Consider the following 21,443-nt stretch of genomic DNA (forward strand, 5'->3'; position numbering starts at 1 on the left):
ACTGTTTAGAGACATTCGCAGGAATTACTTCCGGCTCTATGTGAACTTCATGTACTTCAATATCGGCCGGATCGTCTATCTGCAGACTGACGTCATCTTTCCTTATCTGCTGCTTGCGCCCACAATCATCGCGGGCAGGATCACCCTCGGCGCGATGAACCAGATCCTCAACGCGTTCAAGCAAGTGCGAACCTCGTTTCAGTATCTCGTCAACTCCTGGAGCACGATCGTCGAACTGATCTCGATTTATCAGCGCCTGCGGAGCTTTGAGGCAAAGATCCACGGTGGGCTACTGCCGTCGATCGAGATAAGGAAGCAAGCCACATGATTCCTATAGCTGTAGGGAGTTGACGGACACCTGACCTTCCGTTCCGCGTCAATCGGTCGCAACGCTGCTGAATTGCTTAAGTTGTGAGAAGGGCATTCGAGAGAATGGCGCTCGGCGTGGAGAAACTTAGCAGCTGCATATCGGAACCCCCGTGACGTGTTGTTGTGGATGACGGCTAGCGCTCTGTTGCAGCGCGCGGACTGAGGCAAAGGGGCGGCGGATGGCTGTAGGGGCCATTACAGCCGCCGCGGGTAAGCTACAAAGCAGCCGCGTCGCGTTCGACCTCCGGTCGAGCCAGGGGTTCATGACACCGAAGACTTGCTCCGAGAAAACAGCCATGAATCTGATTTTCTCCTTTTCTCCTGGAAATGGGTTCTCAGAGTCCACACCGCCAGCTCTACAAATAGGTACCACCGTGTCGTAAGTTCGACAGTGTGAGTCAGACACGCCTCAACGGTGTTGTCCCGGGAGCAATCATAATTGTGTCACACATGGCACCGGACAGTGACTGACTAGCCAGAACGACCATGCGGGATGTTTCAAACTTGATCCGCTCCATGGAATACGGTGCTAAACAGGGAGGTAGGCATTACGTGGGGCGGCGAGCCCTGGCGACCGCCGGATGTGTTGGTGTCCATTCTGGTTCTGGCGGAACGGTAATCGAGCCCAGTGGCACCCAAGCACGTTCTAGCGTCACTGGATCGCGCAGCTGGGCGAAAGTTTCGGTGCGAATATCGAGCCACTCGAACCAGCGATCCTGGACGGCGACTAGCTGGGCTGGCCGGAGCACGCCGAAATGATCTGGAAGAGAAATTCTTATCACCGTAAGCTCAACTGTGAACCGTGCCAGAAGAGTTCAAGATGATGTTGCGTCGTGTTTCAACTACCAGAACCGGGATTTGACAACTCTGAGCCTGCGGACCAATCCGTTTCCGCCGAGCCGGAGCTCTGGCCGTGAACATGACCGCCAGATTGAGCAGCGTGGATTCACAAGCGTGGCTCGCCGACTATAGCAACCGCGCCGTACATCCGGCTCAAAAGGCGCGACGAGCTCCTAAGCTGGAATTGGCGCGATCGGAACAGCAATCCACTAAGGCTGCCCAATCACGGCGCGGCGATCCTCACCAAATGCTTTACGAACTTTTATTGATAGCGTCAGCAAGCGTTGAACTGAAAACCAAAGGACCTATCCGCAGGATGCTTTCTTAAGCCGTTATGCATCCAGAATGAGCGGAGCACGAACTGTCACATTACCGAAACCTAGCTCTTGTACTTGTAGGCTCGGCCCTCCCTTATTCCCCCAGCTCCCTGGAGCGAAGAAGGTTTATTCCGCATGGCTTGCCGGTGGCCGCCGGCCAGGCGGGCCGGAGCCGAGGTCGGCCAGATCTCCGTTGGTTTTGGATTAGCGCCATGACACCGAAAATCAAACTATGCGCTTTGTTGCGAGGTGTTCTGGACGATGCGATCGGGATGGTGCCCGAAGCAAACCGGACGTCTTCGTTGAAGGCGTGCCTCGCCGAAAAGATATTAGCTCTGGCCGCAAAAGGTCACTTGGATCCAACTGTCTTGACGCGTCTCGCGCTACGGACTCTGCAGGAATCCTGTTGTGGTTGCTACGGGTGCGAACTGCAGAACCCCCTTCGAGGTGTGAAGGACCGAGAATGAACTCCAAACTATTCCCCGCGCTCCGGCGTGGCTGACCGCCTGGGTTTCGGCGGGTTGCAAGGCGACGCGAGATTAGAGGTCTGCCCGGCCATGGAGCTTGCGCCCGGCAGCGATGCCATCTGAGCGCGAGGGTTATGGCGTCCTGGCCGGAGAAACTCGGGTCAGTCCTGCTGTGGATGCCGCCTTGCTTCATCATGAGGTCGCCCGTGTCCGCGGCTGTCACTGACGTCATTGCGCCCCGCCCGCGGCACAGATGATTTCTCCTCGGTCCGCATCGGCGCTTGGCGCGCGATGTCGGCGATGTCGGAGGGCAGGGTGCTCGCCTGCTCGGTTGCCGCTAGTAGCCGAAGCAGGCGAGGCCGAGTGATCCGAAAGATCGGACGGGCCGGTGAGATGTTGGAAAGCCGAGCTGCCTATCGTCCGGGTTCGCGACAGATGCGGATGAGCCAATCTATTATGTCCTCAACGCTTGCAGGCGGATCTTGCCGTGGCCGCCTCAGCGGAGGCAGCTGTGTTCGACGATCTCGTCTGCCTCGATTGCGACGGCGATGCGCCGCTTACCCTGGCAAGGCGGCAGCCGCAAGCTAAGCAGTATCATTCCCGCGGCATCGACGCAGGTTCCGAGCTCGTCGCCCTTGCGACTACCCCTGTCCACGATTACGGCTGACTTTCGGTGTCGAGTGTGCTCAGCGCTGAGCCGGTGGTTCCCCGCGAAGTGCTGAGCTTGCCGTCCGGAGAAGGAGGGGTCGCAGGCCAGCGAAAGGGGCCGGGATCGCGCAGGCGGCGCTTGAATCTCACGTCGGAATTGCCTGAATGGCCGGGCTCTGAGCGGGCCATGCTTCCCTTCAAATGGCCCCGGCTAGGCCGGGGCCATCGACGCAACTAGGGATCAATATTCAGGAGAATCGGACCGCCGAACTTATAGTTGACCCGTACCGTGATAAGATCGAGATCCTCGCGGATGCGATCGGCCCCACCAATGTTCCCGCTGAATTTCACCGTGCGGGGCTGGAAGAACAGGTGGTCGTACTCGAAGCCCACCGTCCAGTTCGGTGCGATGCCGTGCTCGAATCCGACCCCCAACACACCGCCCCAAAGAACGTCACTTTTCCTAGCGGCTCCTGCCACGGTCGAGCTGATCTGATGGATGTTGCTCGTGACTGCGGCGCCGCCTTTGCCGTAAAGTACGTTATTCCCAAAGGCATAACCAATCTGCCCCGTCATGAGACCGAACGCGTCAATCTTAGTCTGGTTGGTAGTATCGGAAAACGGGATGCTGTGATTGGACCCGGTCAAATCAGCCCAGTTGCCCTGGCCCTCAACACCCAGCACGATCTGGCCCATCTGCCATCGATAGCCGATCTGGAGGCCCACGCTACCGCCTGTCGGATGATGACAGCCCTCGGGCTTGCTGCCAAGGTACTCCCAACAACTCTCGCCTGAGCTCAGACCACCGTTCACGCCGAAATAGTAAGCACTCCAATCGTAGATTGCAGCCGCGACAGGTCCCGGAGCGGTGGTGTAGAGAGGCCTGATGGGTTGCGCAGGCAGATCAGCACTGAATGCGGGGGCCACCGCAGCAAGCGCCACCGTACTGACTGTCATAAGCAACAAGTTCTTCATTTCTATTCCCATGTCTTGAGTGCCCCCGAGCCTGCTGCGTCTTAACAACGTGCACGCAAATTGCTGTAACTGCATCGCAACATTGGCGCTGGAAGAAATGCGTGAAACAAACGCCGCGTCAGGTTGCGGCGTTGCAGATATCTCCAACTCCTTGACATGCCCCTTCGCTTGCGAGCGTAGATCAGCGCGGTGTCCTGCCTCTCGCGCACCCGACAGCTTGACGGCATGCTCCACCTCGCGACGTAGTAGCGTGGTAGGTCGACGGGGCGCCCGGTAATTGCGTGTTCCAGCCGTTCGTGATCACGGAGTCCAAGCCATCGTGATCGCCCATTCCAGAGCATCGTGATCACCGTTTCCAGCCGATCGTGATCGCTATTTCAGCGATTGCGATCGGGGTAACGCAGGAGGCGCGCACCGCTGACAGTCTGCAACCCGGCTACCTTGGTCTTTTGCCTAACTCCGACTGCTTCAGCTATGCGAACGCTACAAGCAATGGGCCGGCCCCCTCAAGCCCATCCTGTCCCCAGGTCCATGTCGCCGGCGAGAAGCTGTTCGTCGACTATTCCGGCCAGACCATGGAGCTGGGTTGACGGAGTACGATACACGCCAGTCCTGCTCCGGCTCCGCGGATGAAACCGTCAATGCAGGAGCGATCGGTTGGGCTTTCGGTCAGGGGCGGCGCCGACGGAGCAACGAACCCGGAAACTCTCACGCAAATAACCGCACACGTTCTTAATGTGGGCCAGTGGTGTGAGGTCCGCGATAGGATCTCCCGAAATCAGGCTCATAAGTGCCGCGGTTTTCGCCCATGGCACAAGTACGGGTCCGATTAGGTTGTGGGCGCGTCCGCTCCGCGGACGGGGCTCTATGAGCCAGCTTGCCGAGCCATGCTGTCTCGGCCTTTCGGATCACGATGCCTCGCGCAAGCCATAAAGTGCTCCTCGCCGGGGGCACTCGGAAAACGGGCTCGCCTGTGGCGAGCGTTATTACGGCCCCGTTCCCGCGTGCCGCTCAAACACCGGTGTTGTCGCTGCACTCGTCCCGCATGCCCCTTCGGGCCGCTATGCTCGCGGCCGGGCTGACATTTCTCTCGAGGCGAGTTAGGTGAACACTGAAGCTGATCCCGAAGGCGCTGCGGCTCGCCATGAAAGGGACGTAGAAAAATCTGCGCTTGTTCACGCTACCGCCCTCCAGCGCCCCAACGAAATCAAGCAGTTGGTATTCTGTTGCGATATCGTCAAATCCGAGTTTTCCGGCATCGTCTATCACGCCAACTATCTGCGCTTCATGGAGCGCGGGCGGACCAATCATCTGCGGCTGATGGGCGCCGAGCAGCAGGCATTGTTCGAGCAGGCCGAGGCGGAAGACGCAAGCTTCGCCTTCGTGGTGCGCTCGATGCATCTCGATTTCCTCAAGCCTGCCCGGATGGATGACGTGCTCGATGTCGTGACCTGGCCGGTCGCCGTGAAGGGCGCCTCCATCATGCTGGCGCAGGAGGTGCGGCGCGGCGAAGTCGTGCTGGTCAAAGCCGAGGTGCGGGTCGCCTTCATCAGCGGCGGACGTGCCCAGCCGATCCCGAAATCGATCCGCGCCTTGATGAAGGCTGATCCGATTTCGTGATCGGGCGATAGCGGACGGCCCTCTCGACTCCCCCGCGCGCGGCGATAGATTGCACTCCCGCCAACCGATGAGGCCCTCATGTCGCGCCCGCCGCTCCCGCCCTTTACCCGTGAGACCGCAGCGCAAAAGGCCCGCATGGCCGAGGATGCCTGGAATTCGCGCGACCCGGTGCGCGTCTCGCTCGCCTATACCGAGGACAGCCGCTGGCGCAATCGCTCCGAGGTTTTTCAGGGGCGCGAGGCCATCGTCACGTTCCTCACCCGCAAATGGGAGAAGGAGCACGACTACCGCCTGATCAAGGACCTCTGGGCGTTCGACGAAAACCGCATCGCGGTTCGCTTCCAATACGAATGGCACGATGCGAGCGGCCAGTGGTATCGCTCCTACGGCAACGAGCAGTGGGAGTTCGACGAGCACGGCCTGATGCGGCGCCGCGAAGCCTCGATCAACGACATCGCGATTGCGGAGAAGGACCGGCGGTTTCACTGGCCGGCACCGGGGCCGAGGCCTGCGGATGTGGTGGGGCTGGGGACGGATCCGTTCTGAGGCTTGCAAACAACTCTCTCCCCTCATGGTGAGGAGCCGCGAAGCGGCGTCTCGAACCATGCAGGCCCGGTTGCTGCATTTGGGCCTCTATCCTTCGAGACGCGCGCGGGAGCGCGCTCGTCAGGATGAGGAGGTGGACCTGCGCGCTAGAAATCTCGTAATCGCGCCACCAAGCTTGGCGTGATCCATCGGCTGCGCCAGTGATTCCCTCGCGGTGGCAACGACATCCTCCGGCGCCTTGCCGATGCGCAGCTCGCAGCACACTTGCGCAAACTCCACGTCGAACTCCGGATGCGGCTGCAGGGTGAGCGTCGCGCCGTTGGCGTAGAGCAGGCCGGCATGCGGGGTGAAATCGGAGGAGAGGATCGTCAGCGCATCGTTGGGCGGCTCCATCACCTGGTCCTGATGCGAGCAGGCGATGGCGACCGCTTCGTCGTCGATGACGCCGTTGTCCGGCAGCACCTGATAGACGTGCCGGCCGATGCCCCAGCCCTTCTCCGACTTGCGCACAGTGCCGCCGAGCGCCTGCGCGATCAGCTGATGGCCGAAGCAGACGCCGACCATTGGTGTCCTGTTGGCGTAGGCGGTGCGCACGAAATCTTCCAGCGGCGCGATCCAGTCGAGCCCGTCATAGACGCCGGCGGCGGCGCCGGTGATCAGCACCGCCTCCAAATTGCGCGGGTCGGGAAGCGCATCGCCGTTCGGGATGCTGACGATGTCGACCGTAGCTGTCGGGTCCTCGGCGCGGACCATGCGCTCGAACATGTCGGGGAACGAACCGTGGCGCTCGCGATATTTTTGTGGGACCTGTCCGGTCTCGATGATGGTGATGCGTGCCATGTGCCCTCCGGTAAAGGTCAAGCTCAGTCGCTTCCTGCCCCATGTTGTTGGTGTGGCGCTGTGCGCTCCAGCAGCGCACTCTCTTTCCGGACCTCGTTGAGAAACGCCTTGGCCAGGCGCGACAGCGGCTCGGCTTCCGACCATAGCATATAGGCCACGGCGTGCGTCGTCGGCGCGAACGGCCGTACGGCGAGGCCGGTCCCGCCGTTCTGCCGTGGCGAGAAGGGATCGACCACCGCGGCGCCGACGCCAGCGGCGGCGAGCACGCAGGCCGTGTTGCAGTAGCGCACCTCGACGGTCGGCTGGAACGGCGCGCCGGCGCGTGCGAAACTGTCGCGCACGGCCTCGCCAAGCCGCGTGCCGCGCTCGAGCCCGATGAAGGGCAGGCCGGACAGGTCGGCTGCCGAGATCACCGGCCGGTCGGCGAGCGGGTGCTGCGGCGGCAGCACGCAGACCATCTCGCCGGTGTGCACCACCTCATGGGCGATGCCCGGATGATGTGTCAGCCCGAGCGCGAAGCCGAGCTCGGCGACGCGGTTGAGCACGCCTTCGATGATGCCCTCATAGCGCCGCACGTCGAAGAACACCCGCGTCTCCGGGCGGCGGCGCAGGAAGCCTGACAGCGCCGCGGGGATGATGCTGTAGGCGAGCGGCGGCGTCGCGACCAGCGCGAGATGCCCGGAGCGGTTCTCGCGCAGATCGCGCACGCGGTTCTCGAGCTTTGCGTGCAGCGCGAAGATCGCCTCGCTCTCCTTGTAGAGCGCCATCGCTTCCGTGGTCGGAAACAGCCGGTTGTTGACGCGCTCGAACAGCGCAAAACCCGCCTGCGCCTCCATCGTCTTCAGCGCATTGCTGACTGCAGGCTGCGACAGCGCTAGTTCGTCGGCGGCCGCAACCGTGGTGCGGTGGCGGATGACGGCGCGGAGAATCTCGAGCTGGCGCAGGTTCATATCACTGCCGATTATACTCTGGGCCAAAACATCATAGCAGAACGAATTGATTTTGCAGCCCCGCTTCCGCGTAATGGCCGCGGATTTGCACGTCGCATCAAAGGGTTCATCCGCCCATTGAGGCGCCACTGCGCACAGATTGGAGGCAATCTTGGTTCGTGTCCTTCGCGCTGCCGCCGCACAGATGGGGCCGACGCAAAAAGCCGATCCGCGCGAGCATACGCTGTCGCGGATGCTTGCGCTGCTGGAAGAGGCGGCCGGCCGCGGCGCCAGCCTCGTGGTGTTTCCCGAGCTTGCCTTCACCACATTCTTTCCGCGCTGGTTGCTCGAAGGCGACGCGCTCGACCATTATTTCGAACGCGGAATGCCGAACCCGAACGTCGCCGCCTTGTTTGACCGTGCGCGTGCGCTGCGCGTCGGCTTCTATGTTGGCTATGCCGAGCTGACGCCGGATGGACGCCGCTACAATTGCGCCATCCTGGTTGACCGCGACGGCGAGCTGCTCGGCCGCTATCGCAAGGTGCACCTGCCGGGCTCGGTCGAGCCGCGACAAGGTGCGCGCTACCAGCAGCTTGAGAAACGCTATTTCGACTATGGCGACCTCGGCTTTCCGGCCTTCCGCGCCGGCTCGGCCTGGGCCCACGCCATTATGGGCATGATGATCTGCAACGATCGCCGCTGGCCGGAATCCTGGCGCGTGCTTGGCCTGCAGGGCGTCGAGCTTGTCTGCATCGGCTACAATTCGGCGGCCTATGATCCCAATGGCGGTAGCACGGAAGATGCCTCCTTGCGCACCTTCCACTCCACGCTGGTGACGCAGGCCAACGCCTATATGAACGCGACCTGGGCGATCTCGGTGGCGAAGGCGGGCGAGGAGGACGGCTCCGGGCTGATCGGCGGCTCCTGCATCGTCGATCCCAATGGCCGCATCGTCGCGCAGGCCGCAACGCTGACCGACGAGGTGATCGTCGCCGATATCGATCTGGACCTCTGCCGCCAGGGCAAGGACAAGATGTTCAACTTCGCCGCGCACCGGCGGCCGGAGCAATACAGGGTGATCACCGAACGCGCCGGCGTCATCGAACCCGCGGTTCTCGACGCGGACTGACAGGACGTTCCAACAACGTTGGCAAAGGAGCCGATATGACGCGCCTCTCGTATTTCCTCGGCATCGCAGCGCTGACGGCCGCCACGTCCGCGCAGGCGGCGGAGCTTCCGGCCGAGATCAAGCAAGCGGGCGCGTTGAAGCTCACGGTCAACTCGACATACGCGCCGATGGAATATCGCGATCCCGCAACGAATGAGCTCGTCGGGCTCGACGTCGATCTGGCGAACGAGCTCGCCAAGCGCCTCGGCGTGAAGATCGTCTGGAGCGAGACGCCGTTCGCCGAATTGATCCCGTCGCTCCAGACCAGGCGCGCCGACTTCATCATCTCCGGCATCTCCGATCGCGCCTCGCGGCGCGAGACCGCAGATTTCGTCGATTATCTCGGGACCGGCCCGCAGTTCTTCGTGATGGCGGAGAACGAAGCCAAGGCTGCGACCGATCTCTGCGGCAAGAAGGTCGGGACCACCCGCAGCACCAGCTTCCCGGTCGAGATCGAGAAGTGGAGCAAGCAGAATTGCGAGGCGGCCGGCAAGCCGGCGATCCAGTACGTGCCGGGCGAGAACTCGATCGACGTCCGCAACCAGCTCAAGCAGGGCCGCATCGACGCCGCCGTACAGGGCAGCGAGACGCTGCCTTATGCGCAGACGCAGGAACCCGGCAAATACCGCGTGATCGGCGAGCCCTTTGCCAAAGGCTATCAGGGCATCATGTTCCGCAAGGACGATGCGGCGCTTCGTGAAGTGGTGACCGAGAAGCTCATCGCGATGATCGCCGACGGTTCCTACAAGGCTGTCCTCGACAAATGGAGCCTTGGCGGCAACGCGGTCGCCCAGCCCATGCTGAACGCGGCGCCGCAATGAAGCCGGCACCGGCACTCGCGGAGGGTTTTCCCGATCTGTCGGGAATGCGGGTCGCGCGCGAGCCGCACTGGTTTCGCTGGCTCAGCGCGGCGCTGATCGTCCTCGTGCTTGCATTGATCGGGCGCGCTTTTGCGGGCGGCCAGATCGAATGGTCTTATGTCGGCCGCTTCCTGACCGCAAAGGTGATCATAGAGGGCATCGTCAACACCATGGTGATGGCGGTGCTGGCGATGGCGCTCGGTATCTTCCTTGGCGTCGTCGTCGCGATCATGCGGCTGTCGCCCAACCCGGTACTGAAGACCGTTGCCGCCGGCTACACTTGGTTGTTCCGCGGTACGCCGCTGATCCTGCAACTGCTGCTGTGGTTCAATCTCGCGCTGGTGTTTCCGACCATCGGCATTCCCGGCCTGTGGAGTGCGCGCGCCGTCGACGTCATGACGCCGTTCCTTGCCGCGCTGCTCGGGCTCGGCATCAACCAGGGTGCCTATACCTCGGAAGTGATGCGCGCCGGCATGCTGTCAGTCGATATCGGGCAATATGAGGCCGCGCAGGCGATTGGCATGGGACGCCTGCGTGCGCTGCGCCGGATCGTGCTGCCGCAGGCGATGCGGGTGGTGATCCCGCCGCTCGGCAACGAGTTCATCGGCATGGTGAAGGCGACCTCGCTCGCCAGCGTCATCCAGTATCCGGAACTGCTGCACAACGCCGAAAACATCTACTACGCCAATTCGCGCGTGATCGAGCTCCTGATCGTGGCCGGGCTCTGGTACCTGCTCGTCGTCTCAATCCTGACGCCGCTCCAGATGCTGCTCGAACGCCGTTTTGCGCGCGGCACATTGCGGCTCGCGCGATGACAAGACCCCTCGTCGCGATTCGCTCCGTCGCCAAGAATTTCGGCGAGTTCCAGGCTCTCAAGAGCGTCACGCTCGACGTCTGGCCCGGCGAGGTGATGTGTCTGATCGGCGCCTCCGGCTCGGGCAAGACCACACTGCTCCGCTGCATCAACCAGCTCGCGGCGATCGACAGCGGCGGCATCTGGCTCGACGGCGAGCTCCTGGGCGTGCGCGAGCAGGGCGGACAACTGCATCGGCTCAGCGAGCGCGAAATCGGGCGGCAACGGCTGAAAACCGGCATGGTGTTCCAGCGCTTCAACCTGTTTCCGCACAAGACCGCGCTCGAAAACATCACCGAGGGTCCGCTCCAGGTTCAAGGCCGAAAATCCGACGAGGTGCGCGCTGAGGCGATCGAGCTGCTGCGGCGCGTCGGATTGTCGGCCAAAGCGGACGCGTATCCCGCCCAGCTCTCCGGCGGCCAGCAGCAGCGGGTCGCGATTGCCCGCGCGCTTGCCATGAAGCCGATGCTGATGCTGTTCGACGAGCCGACCAGCGCGCTCGATCCCGAGCTCGTCGGCGAGGTCTTGGCGGTCATGAAGGAGCTGGCGCGGAGCGGCATGAGCATGATGGTCGTGACGCACGAACTCGGCTTCGCGCGCGAGGTCGCCGACCGCGTCGTCTACATGGACCAGGGCGCGATCATCGAGCACGGGCGCGCATCCGATGTCTTGGGCGCGCCGCGCGAGGAGCGTACCAAGGCATTTCTTTCGGCAGTGATCTGAATGGGGGCGTATCGATGAAGAGACTTCTGGTTACGGCGGCACTCGTTGGCGCCATGAGCGCTCCGGTCATGGCAGTCGAGCTGCCGGCGGAGATCGCCAAGCGCGGCAGCATCAAGGTCGCGCTGGTGCCGAACTATCCGCCGATGGAGTTCCGCGATCCCGCCACCAACGCGTTGTCCGGCTTCGACATCGATCTCGGCGAGGCCATCGGCCGCAAGCTCGGCGTCAAGATCGAGTGGCAGGAGACCAGCTTTGCCGAGTTCATGCCGTCGATCTCGACCGGGCGGGTGGACGCCATCCTGTCCGGCTTCACGGACTATGCCAGCCGGCACGAGATCGCGTCCTTCGTCGATTATTTGCGCAGCGGCCCGCAGTTCTTCGTGCAGCAGTCGCGCAAGGCGGAGTTCAAGGACGCAGCCGCGCTCTGTGGCAAGAAGGTCGGCGCCAGCCGCCGCACCATGTTCCCGGCGCAGATCGCGGCCTGGAGCGAGAAGAATTGCGGCACCAATCCGATCCAGTTCGTCGGCACCGACGGCTCGGCCGACGCCCGCACCCAGCTCAGGCAGGGCCGCATCGATGCCGCCGCCCAGGGCAACGAGACGCTGCCCTACATCATGGACCTCGAGCCCGGCACCTATGCGACCGTGGGCGAGCCCATCGCGCAGCAATTCACCGGCATCGCTCTGCCGGTCAAGGAAAAGGCGCTGCAGCAAGCCATGCTGGAGGCGGTCGATGCGCTGATCACGGACGGCACCTATCGCACGCTGCTTGCCAAGTGGAAACTGACCGACAACGCACTCGAAAAGGCGACCCTCAATGCTGGACAGTAAGGCACTCCAGAGCATTCCGCTCACCCCAGCCAACACCGCGGATCCTGCGCCGGAATACCCCTGGCCGAAGCCGTACAATTCGGCGATGTTCCTGTCGTTCGACGTGGACGCGGAGAGCGCCTGGACCAGCAAGGACGCGGTGCATGCGCAGCGGCTCATCACCATGAGCTATGGCGGCTATGAGGCACGCGTCGGCACGCCGAAGCTCCTGGAGCTGCTCGAACAGCTCGATCTCAAGGCGACCTTCTTCGTCACGGGATGGTCGGTCGACGCGCATCCGGCGATGGCCGAGGCCATTCTCAAGGCCGGTCACGAGATCGGCCACCACGGCTATCACCATCTGTTGCCCGATCCCGGCGATCCCTGGATCGAGGAGGAGCTCGAGCGCGGGTTCGAGGCGCTCAAGCGCCGGCTTGGCGTCAGGCCGACCGGCTACCGCGCGCCCTACGGCGAGTTCACCGAGGAGCTGCGGGTGGCCTTGGTGCGCCACGGCATCGTCTACACCTCCTCGTTCCGCGACGACGTGCGGCCCTATCGGCATCGTCTCGCCGACGGCAAGCCGGGCACGATCGAGCTGCCGGTGACCGCCAGCTATGACGACTGGATGCACGGCCTGTCCGCGCGCTTCAGCCCCCGCTCGATCTTCCCCAAGGAGCATGTGCTCTCGATCTGGAAGGACGAGCTCGACGAAACCAGAGACTGGGGCGCGATGGTGACGACCGTGCTGCATCCACAATGCAGCGGTCGACCGATGCGGCTGCGCCTGCTGCGCGAATTCCTGACCTACGCAAAGTCGTGCCCGGATGTCTGGATCACGACCGGTGAGAAGATCGCGGCCAACTTCCTGCGCCACGAGGCCGGAAAAAGTTGAGCCACGCCATGACCCGTATCCTCGTCATCAACCCCAACTCCTCCGCATCGGTGACGGCGGCGATCGACGACGCCGTCGCGCCGCTACGCATCGCCGGCGGACCCGCAATCGAGGTCGTCGGCCTTGCCGGGGGGCCGCCGGGCATCAGCTCGCAACGCGACGCCGACAGCATGGTGATGCCGCTGGTCAACCGTGTGTCGCGCGCCGATGCGGATGCCTTCGTGCTCGCCTGCTTCAGTGATCCCGGCCTGCATGCGGTGCGCGAGGCGGCCGGCGGGCGCCCGGTGATGGGCATCGCCGAGTGCGGCATCTTTCGCGCAATGATGCTGGGCGAGCGATTTGGCGTCATCGCGCTGTCGCCGTCGAGCATTCGCCGCCAGCAGCGGATGGTGCGGCTGATGGGCATCGACAGCCGCTATGCCGGAAGCTGGTCGGTCGGCGCGAGCGCGGCGGAGACGGCAGGCGCGGACATCCGGGGACGGTTGATTGAAGCCGGCCGCGCGCTGGTCTCGCAATGCCGTGCCGATGTCGTGGTGATGGGCTGCGCCGGCATGGCCTCGCACCGCGCGGCGATTGCGGATGCCATCGGTGTGCCCGTGGTCGAGCCGGCGCAGCAGGCGGTGGCCGCTGCGATCGGCGCGGTCTTGTTGAACACGTAAGATCCTTCAGGAGCCTCTTGCAATGCCCGTCTCCCGCCGTTCGCTCCTCAAGGCCGTAGCCGCGGTGCCGGCGCTGTCATTTCCGGGCATCCTGCGCGCCGAATCCCAGACCACGCTACGCTTCATTCCGGTGATCGACCTCGCCTTCGTCGATCCCATCTATTCGACGGCACAAGTGTCGCGAAACCACGGCTTCATGGTCTACGACACGCTCTACGGCATGAGCTCTTCGCTCCAGGTCTCGCCTCAGATGCTGTCGGGCCATGTCGTCTCCGGCGACCGGCTGCAATGGGACCTCAGCTTGCGCGACGGTCTGTTCTGGCACGATGGCGAGCGCGTGCTCGCCCGCGACTGCGTCGCGAGCATCCGCCGCTGGGCCGCGCGCGACGGCTTTGGCGGCGAGCTGATGGAGGCGACTGACAAGCTGTCGGCCACTGACGACCGCACCATCCGCTTCCGCCTCAAACGTCCATTCCCGCTGTTGCCGCAAGCGCTGGGCAAGGCCGCGATCAACGCGTGCTTCATGATGCCGGAGCGGCTGGCGGGCCAGGATCCGTTCAAGCCGCTCACCGAAGTGATCGGCAGCGGCCCGTTCCGCTATCTCGCCGACGAGCGCGTGCAGGGTGCGCGCAACGCGTATGCCAGGTTCGAGCGCTATCAGCCGCGCACGGACGGCAAGCCGGATTGGACAGCGGGCCCGAAGATCGTGCACTACGATCGGGTGGTCTGGACCACCACGCCCGATGCCGGCACCGGCGTCGCCGCGCTGCAGACCGGGGAGCAGGACTGGCAAGAGACCACGCCACACGACCTGCTGCCGATCATCAAGGCGGCCGGCGACATCGAGACGCGGATCCTCGATCCCCGCGGTTACGCCTGCATGCTGCGCCTCAATCATCTTCAGCCACCGTTCGACAATCCTGCCGTTCGCCGCGCGCTCCTGGGGGCCATCGATCAATCCGCCTTCATGACCGCGGTGGCCGGTACCGATCCGAACTTCCAGGTCTCACCGATCGGCTATTTCGCGCCGAATACGCCGATGGCCAGCGATGTCGGCCTCGATGTCTTCCGCGGCCCGCGTGACTACGCCAAAGTGAAGGCCGATCTCAAGGCCGCGGGGTATAATGGCGAGAAGGTCGTGGTGCTCGTGCCCACCAATTCACTGGCGCAGAAGCCGCTTGGCGAGATCGCCGTCGACTCCTTGCGCAAGGCCGGCATGAACGTCGAATATGCCGGGCTCGATTTCGCCGTGGTGCTGCAACGCCAACTCAAGAAGGACCCGATCGGGCAGGGCGGCTGGAGCGCGGCGGTCGGCAACTGGCAGGGCATCGACTGGCTCAATCCGGCCGGCAACACCAATATCCGTGGTGAGGGCAAGGTCGCCGGCTGGTATGCGAGCGAGAAGATGGCCGGCCTGCGCAGCCAGTGGCTGGCGGCCTCCGAGCTCGCGGAGCAGCAGCGCATCTGCCGTGAGATCCAGGCGGTGGCTTTCCAGGAAATCCCCTATATTCCGATTGGCCTGTACAAGCAGCCGACTGCCTATCGCAAAGCCATCACCGGCATTCTCGACGGCACCGCCGTTTTCTGGAACGTACGCCCCGCATGAGCACGATCGCAATCTTCGGCAGCTATGTGCTGTCACGCAAGGACGGTGCGCAGGACGTGTTGCGCGACCATTGGGTTCTGGTCGAAGGCAAGAAGATTGCCGCGGTCACGCGCGACAAGCCGCGGGCGGACGAGGTGCATGACCGTCCCGGCCGCTTCGTTCTGCCGGGCCTCCTCAACCTGCATAATCACTGCTTCTCGGAAGCGGTGGCGCGCAGCCACACCGAGGACGGCAACGGCCGCAAGAACAACCAGAGCATCGTTTACACGGTGCTTTTGCCGCTGACCAAGCGCGGTGCAGATATCTTGTCGGCGGAAGAGCGCATGGCGGTCGCGCGGCTCGGCATCCTCCAACTCCTGAAGGGCGGCGCCACCACGGTGATGGAGCCGTTCCGCAATTCGATCCCGGAAATGTTCGACGCTGCGGAGGAGATGGGCATCCGCTTCTACGGTGCGCCCTATCTGTTCTCCACCTCTGACGCCAAGGCTGGCCCCGACGGCGTGGTCCATTATGCGGGCGATGACGGCACAGCCGACATGGCGACCTGGGATGCGCTCTACCAGCGCTGGAATAATCGCGGCGACGGCCGCATCGGCCTTGCGATGAGTCCGCATGCCACCGACACCTGCGGGCCTGATCTGTTGAGGGCCTGTGCCGCGCGGGCACGCGAGCTCGGCGTGCCCGTCACGACGCATATGGCGCAGAGCCGCGCCGAGGTCGAAACCATCGGCAAGCGCTATGGCGGCCGCACGCCGGCGCAATATCTCGACTGGCTCGGCCTGCTGGCGCCCGACCTGATGGCGGCGCACTGCATGTTCAGCACCGATGACGATCTCAAGCTGATGGCCGCGCGCGGTATGACGGTTCTCAACTGCCCGCGCGTGTTCGCGCGCGCCGGCGTCACCGCGGCCTTCAGCCAGTTCGCGGAGCACGGCGTGCGCACGGTGGTCGGCACCGACGGCTACAACATGGACCTGCTCGGCGAGCTCAATGCGGCGTCGCTGATCTCCAAGATCACCTCGGCGCGTGCCGATGTCGCGAACGCGCCCGAGTTGATCGAGGCGAACACGGCAATCGCGGCCGATGTCATCAAGCGGCCCGATCTCGGCCGTATCGAGCCGGGCGCGACCGCCGACCTCACGATCGTCGATCTCACCCATCCGCATCTTCAGCCGCTGTTCGACCCGCGCCGCGCGCTGATCGCGCTCGCCAATCGCGCCAATATCGATCAGGTCATGGTCGACGGCCGCATGCTGGTCGATGCCGGCCGCTATCTCGGCGCCGACGAGGCGGCGATCACGGCGGCAGGGACGGCCGCGATCGGCAAGATCTGGGACTTGCCGGAGGCACAGGCTGCATTCAACGGCTGAGCGTCGCTTCGTCTTCGAATTCGGCGAGCGATTTGCGCATGGTCTCGACGAGATCCAGCGCCACCGGCGAGGGGCTGCGCTGTGCGGGGAAAACGGCTGAGAACTCGAAGTCGATGCGCGGCAGGAAGCGGCGTGCGATGACGCCGCGGGTGGAAAATTCCTGGGCGGTGAAGGGATCGCAGATGGCGACGCCAAGTCCTGACGACACCATGCCGCACATGATCTCCGATAGCGTGGTCTCCACCCGCAGCACGCGGCGGACATCGTGGCGATGGAAGACCTGGTCGACGAGATGGCGGCTCGACGAGCCCGCCGACAGCGAGATGAAAGTCTCGCCCTCGAAATCCCACGGCTCCAGCACTTCCTTTTCCGCGAGGCGGTGACCGGTGGGCAGTACAGCCACGCGCGCGGGCGCCGGCAGCTTCTGGCTCGGCAAGCCTGAATGCGCGATCGGCACCTCGGCAAAGCCGACGTCGCATTGGTTGTTCAGCACCCAGTCGACCACGATCGGCGAGATCACACCGAAGAAAGCGAGGTTGAGGTTGGGCCGCTCCTTCAGGAAGTGCCCGGTGAGCCGCGGCAAATAGCCATTCGACAATGCTGGAAGTGCCGCGATGCGCAGTGAACCGGTGCGGCGGCCCCGGATTTCCTCGGCTGCCGCGGTGATGCGTTCGAGGCCGACGAAGGAGCGCTCCACCTCGGTGTAGAGTGCCATTGCCGCGGCGGTCGGCACCAGGCCGGTGCCGCGCCGCTCGAACAGCTCCATCTTCAGCAGCGCCTGGAGGTCGCGGAGCAACCGGCTGACCGCCGGCTGCGTCACTTTCATCAGCGCCGCCGCCTCCGTCACGCTGCCGGTCAGCATCGTCGCCCGGAAGGCTTCCACCTGCCGCGAATTGATGCGCGCCATCCGAATTCCATTCATAACATTTAGGCATGCAGAAGCTGCCATTATTCATTGGACGATGGAAGCCGGAGTTTGCGAGTTTTTCATCAGAGCTGGAGACGGCCCGCTTTTTCGGCAGATTGGAGGGGTTCGAACCTCCGGATCGCGCCAAAACCAGCCGCGTAGGGGCCGGAGCCCTGTCGGGGAGGGATTTGCGCGGAAGGAAATGCGGAAGGTTCAGCCAACGCGACTCGTCGGCACGTCACCTCATCCCGGTATGGAGATCGGACCACATGAAGACTTTTCGCCTTCTGACAGCGGTCAGCGTCGCGGCGCTCATTGCCGCCTCGTCGGTGGCCTCGGCCCAGCAGAAAACGCTCTATGTCGCCGGCTATGGCGGCTCGTTCGAGAAGACCATCCGCGACGAGGTGATCCCGGCCTTCGAGAAGCAGAACGGCGTCAAGGTCGAGTACGTCGCCGGCAACTCCACCGACACGCTGGCCAAGCTGCAGGCGCAGAAGGGCAACCAGCAGATCGACGTCGCCATCGTGGACGACGGCCCGATGTACCAGGCGATCCAGCTCGGCTTCTGCGGCAAGCTTGATGGCCTGCCGACCGATCTCTACGACACGGCGCGCTTCAAGGACGATCGTGCGGTCGCCATCGGCATCGTCGCGACCGGCCTGATGTACAACACCAAGGTGTTTGCGGAGAAGGGCTGGGCGCCGCCGACCTCCTGGAACGATTTGAAGGATACGAAATACGCCAAGCAGCTCGTGATCCCGCCGATCAACAACACCTATGGCCTCGAAGCGCTGGTGATGCTGTCGAAGATGAACGGTGGCGGCGAAACCAACGTCGATTCCGGCTTCAAGATCTTCAAGGAGCAGATCAACCCGAACGTACTCGCCTATGAGCCGTCGCCGGGCAAGATGACCGAGCTGTTCCAGTCCGGCCAGGCCGTTATCGCGGTGTGGGGCACCGGCCGCGTGCAGAGCTTTGCCAATACCGGCTTCCCCGTCGATTTCGTCTATCCGAAGGAGGGCGCCGCGACGTTGCTGACGACCGCCTGTCCGATCACCAAGCCGAACGCCTCGCCGCTTGCGTCCAGCTTCGTCAAGATGCTGCTCGAACCCAAGATCCAGCTCGTGATGCTGAAGGATTACGGCTACGGCCCGGTGCTGAAATCGCTGGTGATCCCGCCCGAGCTCGGCAAGATGGCGCCGATCGGTGAGCGCGCGGCAAAGCTCTATAATCCGGACTGGACCGTCATCAACGAGAAGCGCGAGGAATGGACCAAGCGCTGGAATCGCGAGGTCGAGCGCTGATCGGTCATCCCGGAGACAGTGCGATGGCCTATCTCGAGCTCGAAGGGGTCGCCAAGCAATTCGGAGCGCAGACTGTCGTCGACGACTTCAGTCTCGCGGTCGGGAAGGGGGAGTTCGTCTCCTTTCTCGGCCCCTCCGGCTGCGGCAAGACCACGACCCTGCAGATGATCGCGGGCTTCCTCGATCCCACCCGCGGCGCGATCCGGCTGCAAGGCAAGGATCTGACCGCGATCCATCCGGCCAAACGCGGGCTCGGGATCGTGTTCCAGAGCTACGCGCTGTTTCCGCACATGACCGCGGCCGAGAATGTCGCCTTCGGGCTCGAGATGCGCAATGTGCCGCGCGGCGAACGGACCGAGCGCGTTCGCGCAGCGCTCGCGATGGTCGGGCTTGCCGGCTACGAGGATCGCCATCCGCGTCGCATGTCCGGCGGCCAGCAGCAGCGCGTGGCGCTGGCGCGCGCGCTGGTGATCAAGCCGAGCGTGCTGTTGCTCGACGAGCCGCTATCGAATCTCGACGCCAAGCTGCGCGAGGAGATGCAGATCGAGCTGCGCCAGATCCAGCGTACCATCGGCACCACCACGATCCTCGTCACCCACGACCAGAACGAGGCGATGTCGTTGTCCGACCGCATCGTGGTGATGAGCCAGGGCCGGATCGAGCAGATCGGCACGCCGCAAGAGACTTATGAGAAGCCGGCCTCGGCCTTCGTCTCGCAGTTTTTGGGAAAGACCAACGACTTTGCCGCGACGATCGATCGGACCAGTGCGCCTGGGCGATTGATTGTCGGCTCGTGGAGCGCGCCTGCGCATGTCGGGCGCAGCGGTCCCGTCACCATTAGCATTCGCCCCGAGCGGATCGACTTTGTCGACGCGGGCCTCAGCGCAAAGATCGTCACACGCATCTTCCAGGGCAATCACTGGCTGTTCCAGTGCGAGAGCGAATGCGGCCCGGCGACCGTGATCCGCCAGAATGACGGCCGGTCGCAGCCGGTCGAAGGCGAGGCCGTTCACCTCACCTGGCGGCCCGAGGACATGAGCGTGAGGGGCGTCGCATGAGCGCTTCCGCCGAGGAACGAAACGCACGCACGCCCTGGGCGCTGACGGCGCCCGCTTTGATGCTGTTCGTCGGCGTGCTCCTGATTCCGCTGGCAATGACCGTGATGCTGTCCTTCCATGATTGGGGCCAGTACAAGGGCATCGAGCCGGTCTTCATCCTCAAGAACTGGCATGAGATCGTAACCGATCCCTATTACGCCGAGATGTTCGGGCGGACGTTTCGCATCGCGATCCTGACTACGCTGCTCACCGCCGTGCTCGGTGCACCCGAAGCCTACATCCTCAACCGCATGAGCGGACGCTGGAAGAGCGTTTTTCTCCTGGTCATCCTGGGGCCGTTGCTGATTTCCGTGGTGGCGCGGACGCTCGGCTGGGCGCTGCTGTTCGGCGGCAACAACGGCCTCGTCAATAAGCTGCTGATGTCGGCCGGGCTGATCCGCGCGCCTATCCCCTTCATGTTCACCGAAACCGGCATGGTGGTCGCACTCGCGCACGTGATGATGCCGTTCATGGTGCTGTCGGTGTGGGCGGCGCTGCAGCGGCTCGATCCGCAGATCGAGAATGCCGCGATGTCGCTCGGCGCCGGCCCTGCGACCATCATCCACCGCATCATCATGCCGCAGATCATGCCGGGCGTGCTGTCTGGGGCGATCATCGTGTTCTCGCTCTCGGCCAGCGCGTTTGCGACGCCCGCCATCATCGGCGGCCGTCGACTCAAGGTCGCGGCGACGCTGGCCTATGACGAGTTCCTCAACACGCTGAACTGGCCGCTGGGGGCGGCGGTCGCCACGCTGCTGCTGGCCGCGCTGGTCTTGATCGTCGTCGGCAGCAACGCACTGATCGAGCGCCGTTACGCGGAGGTGTTCCGATGAGCCGGAATGGCCCGCTCGCGCTGATCTTCCACACCATCTTTGTCATCGTCATGGTGGCGCCGATCCTCGTCGTCTGCCTCGTCGCGTTCACGCCTGAAGGCTTCCTGTCGTTGCCGACAAACGGCTTTTCGCTGCGCTGGTTCAGGGCGATCGCCAACTATCCCGAATTCGTCCACGCTTTCTGGGTCAGTCTTGGCCTTGGCGCACTGTCCTCCCTCGTGGCGCTGCTATTCGCGGTGCCTGCGGCGCTGGCGATCGCGCGCTATCGGTTCCGCGGTCGAGACGCACTGGCGGCGCTGTTTCTGTCGCCGCTGATGATCCCGCATGTCGTGCTCGGCATCGCGTTCCTGCGCTTCTTCACTTCGGCTGGCCTCGGCGGCAGCTTCGCCGCGCTGATCATCGCGCATGTCATCATCGTGTTTCCGTTCGCGCTACGGCTGACCCTGGCGGCGGCGACCGGCATGGACCTTTCGGTCGAGATGGCGGCGGTCTCGCTCGGTGCCGGCGGCTGGACGCTATTCCGCCGCGTGACGCTGCCGTTGATCCTGCCCGGCGTCATCAGCGGCTGGGCGCTCGCCTTCATCCAGTCCTTCGACGATCTCACCATGACCGTCTTCCTCGCGGCACCCGGCACCGAAACACTGCCGGTGCGCATGTTCCTCTACATCCAGGACAACATCGATCCGCTGGTGACGTCCGTCTCGGCCTGCGTGATCGCGATCACCATGACCGCCCTCATTCTGCTCGATCGCTTCTACGGGCTCGACCGCGTGCTCGCCGGCAAGGGCGATACAGGGCGATAGGAGAATCC

General features: G+C 63.7%; 22 protein-coding genes. 18 read left to right on the plus strand and 4 right to left on the minus strand.

Annotation, left to right across the window (positions count from 1 at the left end):
* The 3 genes from ACFQX9_RS36765 to ACFQX9_RS36775 form a co-directional block, all read left to right on the plus strand.
* On the plus strand, positions 1-328 hold a 328-nt coding region (locus tag ACFQX9_RS36765; protein ID WP_377791962.1), incomplete at its 5' end, for an SbmA/BacA-like family transporter.
* 954 nt (positions 329-1,282) lie between these two features.
* A complete protein-coding gene (locus ACFQX9_RS36770; RefSeq protein ID WP_377791963.1) occupies positions 1,283-1,537 on the plus strand; it encodes a hypothetical protein in 255 nt (84 codons plus the stop codon).
* A 967-nt stretch (positions 1,538-2,504) separates the two neighbouring features.
* A complete protein-coding gene (locus tag ACFQX9_RS36775; RefSeq protein ID WP_377791964.1) occupies positions 2,505-2,660 on the plus strand; it encodes a hypothetical protein in 156 nt (51 codons plus the stop codon).
* A 215-nt stretch (positions 2,661-2,875) separates the two neighbouring features.
* Here the strand turns inward: ACFQX9_RS36775 and ACFQX9_RS36780 are convergent, their stop codons facing one another.
* Positions 2,876-3,616 carry an outer membrane protein gene (locus ACFQX9_RS36780; RefSeq protein WP_377791965.1) on the minus strand — a complete coding sequence of 247 codons (741 nt, stop codon included), beginning with the start codon at positions 3,614-3,616 and terminating at the stop codon, positions 2,876-2,878.
* 1,215 nt (positions 3,617-4,831) lie between these two features.
* Between ACFQX9_RS36780 and ACFQX9_RS36785 the strand changes: the two genes are divergently transcribed.
* Both ACFQX9_RS36785 and ACFQX9_RS36790 read left to right on the plus strand, forming a co-directional pair.
* Complete coding sequence (locus ACFQX9_RS36785; RefSeq protein ID WP_210350912.1) at positions 4,832-5,236, plus strand: YbgC/FadM family acyl-CoA thioesterase; 405 nt, start codon at positions 4,832-4,834, stop codon at positions 5,234-5,236.
* A 78-nt stretch (positions 5,237-5,314) separates the two neighbouring features.
* Positions 5,315-5,782, plus strand: a complete 468-nt coding sequence (locus ACFQX9_RS36790) for a nuclear transport factor 2 family protein (protein WP_085348942.1) — start codon at positions 5,315-5,317, stop codon at positions 5,780-5,782.
* 120 nt (positions 5,783-5,902) lie between these two features.
* Here ACFQX9_RS36790 and ACFQX9_RS36795 read toward each other — a convergent pair whose 3' ends face one another.
* Positions 5,903-6,622, minus strand: coding sequence for a type 1 glutamine amidotransferase (locus ACFQX9_RS36795; protein WP_085359505.1), 720 nt, complete (start codon positions 6,620-6,622; stop codon positions 5,903-5,905).
* Positions 6,623-6,645: 23 nt separating this feature from the next.
* On the minus strand, positions 6,646-7,572 hold the full coding sequence (locus ACFQX9_RS36800) for a LysR family transcriptional regulator (RefSeq protein WP_018453740.1): 927 nt from the start codon (positions 7,570-7,572) through the stop codon (positions 6,646-6,648).
* A gap of 151 nt (positions 7,573-7,723) precedes the next feature.
* On the opposite strand from ACFQX9_RS36800, the gene ACFQX9_RS36805 reads away from it, so the two are divergent.
* Genes ACFQX9_RS36805 through ACFQX9_RS36845 form a run of 9 tightly spaced genes read left to right on the plus strand, consistent with a single transcriptional unit; the run spans position 7,724 to position 16,491 of the window.
* On the plus strand, positions 7,724-8,680 hold the full coding sequence (locus ACFQX9_RS36805; protein WP_083926347.1) for an N-carbamoyl-D-amino-acid hydrolase: 957 nt from the start codon (positions 7,724-7,726) through the stop codon (positions 8,678-8,680).
* 35 nt (positions 8,681-8,715) lie between these two features.
* Positions 8,716-9,540, plus strand: a complete 825-nt coding sequence (locus tag ACFQX9_RS36810) for an ABC transporter substrate-binding protein (protein ID WP_085348939.1) — start codon at positions 8,716-8,718, stop codon at positions 9,538-9,540.
* Positions 9,537-10,394 (plus strand): amino acid ABC transporter permease, encoded by an 858-nt coding sequence (locus ACFQX9_RS36815; RefSeq protein WP_018453743.1) that lies wholly within the window; start codon positions 9,537-9,539, stop codon positions 10,392-10,394. The genes ACFQX9_RS36810 and ACFQX9_RS36815 overlap by 4 nt, the downstream gene beginning before the upstream one ends.
* Complete coding sequence (locus tag ACFQX9_RS36820; RefSeq protein ID WP_377791966.1) at positions 10,391-11,155, plus strand: amino acid ABC transporter ATP-binding protein; 765 nt, start codon at positions 10,391-10,393, stop codon at positions 11,153-11,155. Before ACFQX9_RS36815 ends, ACFQX9_RS36820 begins: the two co-directional genes overlap by 4 nt.
* A 14-nt stretch (positions 11,156-11,169) precedes the next feature.
* On the plus strand, positions 11,170-11,985 hold the full coding sequence (locus tag ACFQX9_RS36825; RefSeq protein ID WP_085348936.1) for an ABC transporter substrate-binding protein: 816 nt from the start codon (positions 11,170-11,172) through the stop codon (positions 11,983-11,985).
* On the plus strand, positions 11,972-12,856 hold the full coding sequence (locus ACFQX9_RS36830) for a polysaccharide deacetylase (protein ID WP_085348935.1): 885 nt from the start codon (positions 11,972-11,974) through the stop codon (positions 12,854-12,856). Before ACFQX9_RS36825 ends, ACFQX9_RS36830 begins: the two co-directional genes overlap by 14 nt.
* Before the next feature lie 8 nt (positions 12,857-12,864).
* The gene (locus ACFQX9_RS36835; protein ID WP_247294022.1) at positions 12,865-13,515 is read left to right on the plus strand and encodes an aspartate/glutamate racemase family protein; all 651 of its coding nucleotides are present in this window, start codon (positions 12,865-12,867) and stop codon (positions 13,513-13,515) included.
* Between the two features lie 22 nt (positions 13,516-13,537).
* Positions 13,538-15,121: an ABC transporter substrate-binding protein gene (locus ACFQX9_RS36840; protein ID WP_085348933.1), complete on the plus strand. Its 1,584-nt coding sequence runs from the start codon at positions 13,538-13,540 to the stop codon at positions 15,119-15,121.
* Complete coding sequence (locus tag ACFQX9_RS36845; protein WP_377791967.1) at positions 15,118-16,491, plus strand: amidohydrolase family protein; 1,374 nt, start codon at positions 15,118-15,120, stop codon at positions 16,489-16,491. The genes ACFQX9_RS36840 and ACFQX9_RS36845 overlap by 4 nt, the downstream gene beginning before the upstream one ends.
* Here the strand turns inward: ACFQX9_RS36845 and ACFQX9_RS36850 are convergent.
* A complete protein-coding gene (locus ACFQX9_RS36850; RefSeq protein WP_247820759.1) occupies positions 16,481-17,398 on the minus strand; it encodes a LysR substrate-binding domain-containing protein in 918 nt (305 codons plus the stop codon). The two genes, ACFQX9_RS36845 and ACFQX9_RS36850, sit on opposite strands and share 11 nt — an antisense overlap.
* Before the next feature lie 269 nt (positions 17,399-17,667).
* Between ACFQX9_RS36850 and ACFQX9_RS36855 the strand changes: the two genes are divergently transcribed.
* Genes ACFQX9_RS36855 through ACFQX9_RS36870 form a run of 4 tightly spaced genes read left to right on the plus strand, consistent with a single transcriptional unit; the run spans position 17,668 to position 21,435 of the window.
* Complete coding sequence (locus ACFQX9_RS36855; RefSeq protein ID WP_377791970.1) at positions 17,668-18,702, plus strand: ABC transporter substrate-binding protein; 1,035 nt, start codon at positions 17,668-17,670, stop codon at positions 18,700-18,702.
* Between the two features lie 23 nt (positions 18,703-18,725).
* A complete protein-coding gene (locus tag ACFQX9_RS36860; protein WP_377791971.1) occupies positions 18,726-19,760 on the plus strand; it encodes an ABC transporter ATP-binding protein in 1,035 nt (344 codons plus the stop codon).
* Complete coding sequence (locus ACFQX9_RS36865) at positions 19,757-20,632, plus strand: ABC transporter permease (RefSeq protein ID WP_018453753.1); 876 nt, start codon at positions 19,757-19,759, stop codon at positions 20,630-20,632. The genes ACFQX9_RS36860 and ACFQX9_RS36865 overlap by 4 nt, the downstream gene beginning before the upstream one ends.
* Entirely contained in the window at positions 20,629-21,435 is an 807-nt protein-coding gene (locus ACFQX9_RS36870; protein WP_085348927.1) for an ABC transporter permease, read from the plus strand. Before ACFQX9_RS36865 ends, ACFQX9_RS36870 begins: the two co-directional genes overlap by 4 nt.
* The last annotated feature ends 8 nt before the right edge of the window (positions 21,436-21,443 follow it).

The sequence above is a fragment of the Bradyrhizobium sp. GCM10028915 genome (assembly GCF_042666195.1).
Taxonomy (GTDB): domain Bacteria; phylum Pseudomonadota; class Alphaproteobacteria; order Rhizobiales; family Xanthobacteraceae; genus Bradyrhizobium; species Bradyrhizobium canariense_D.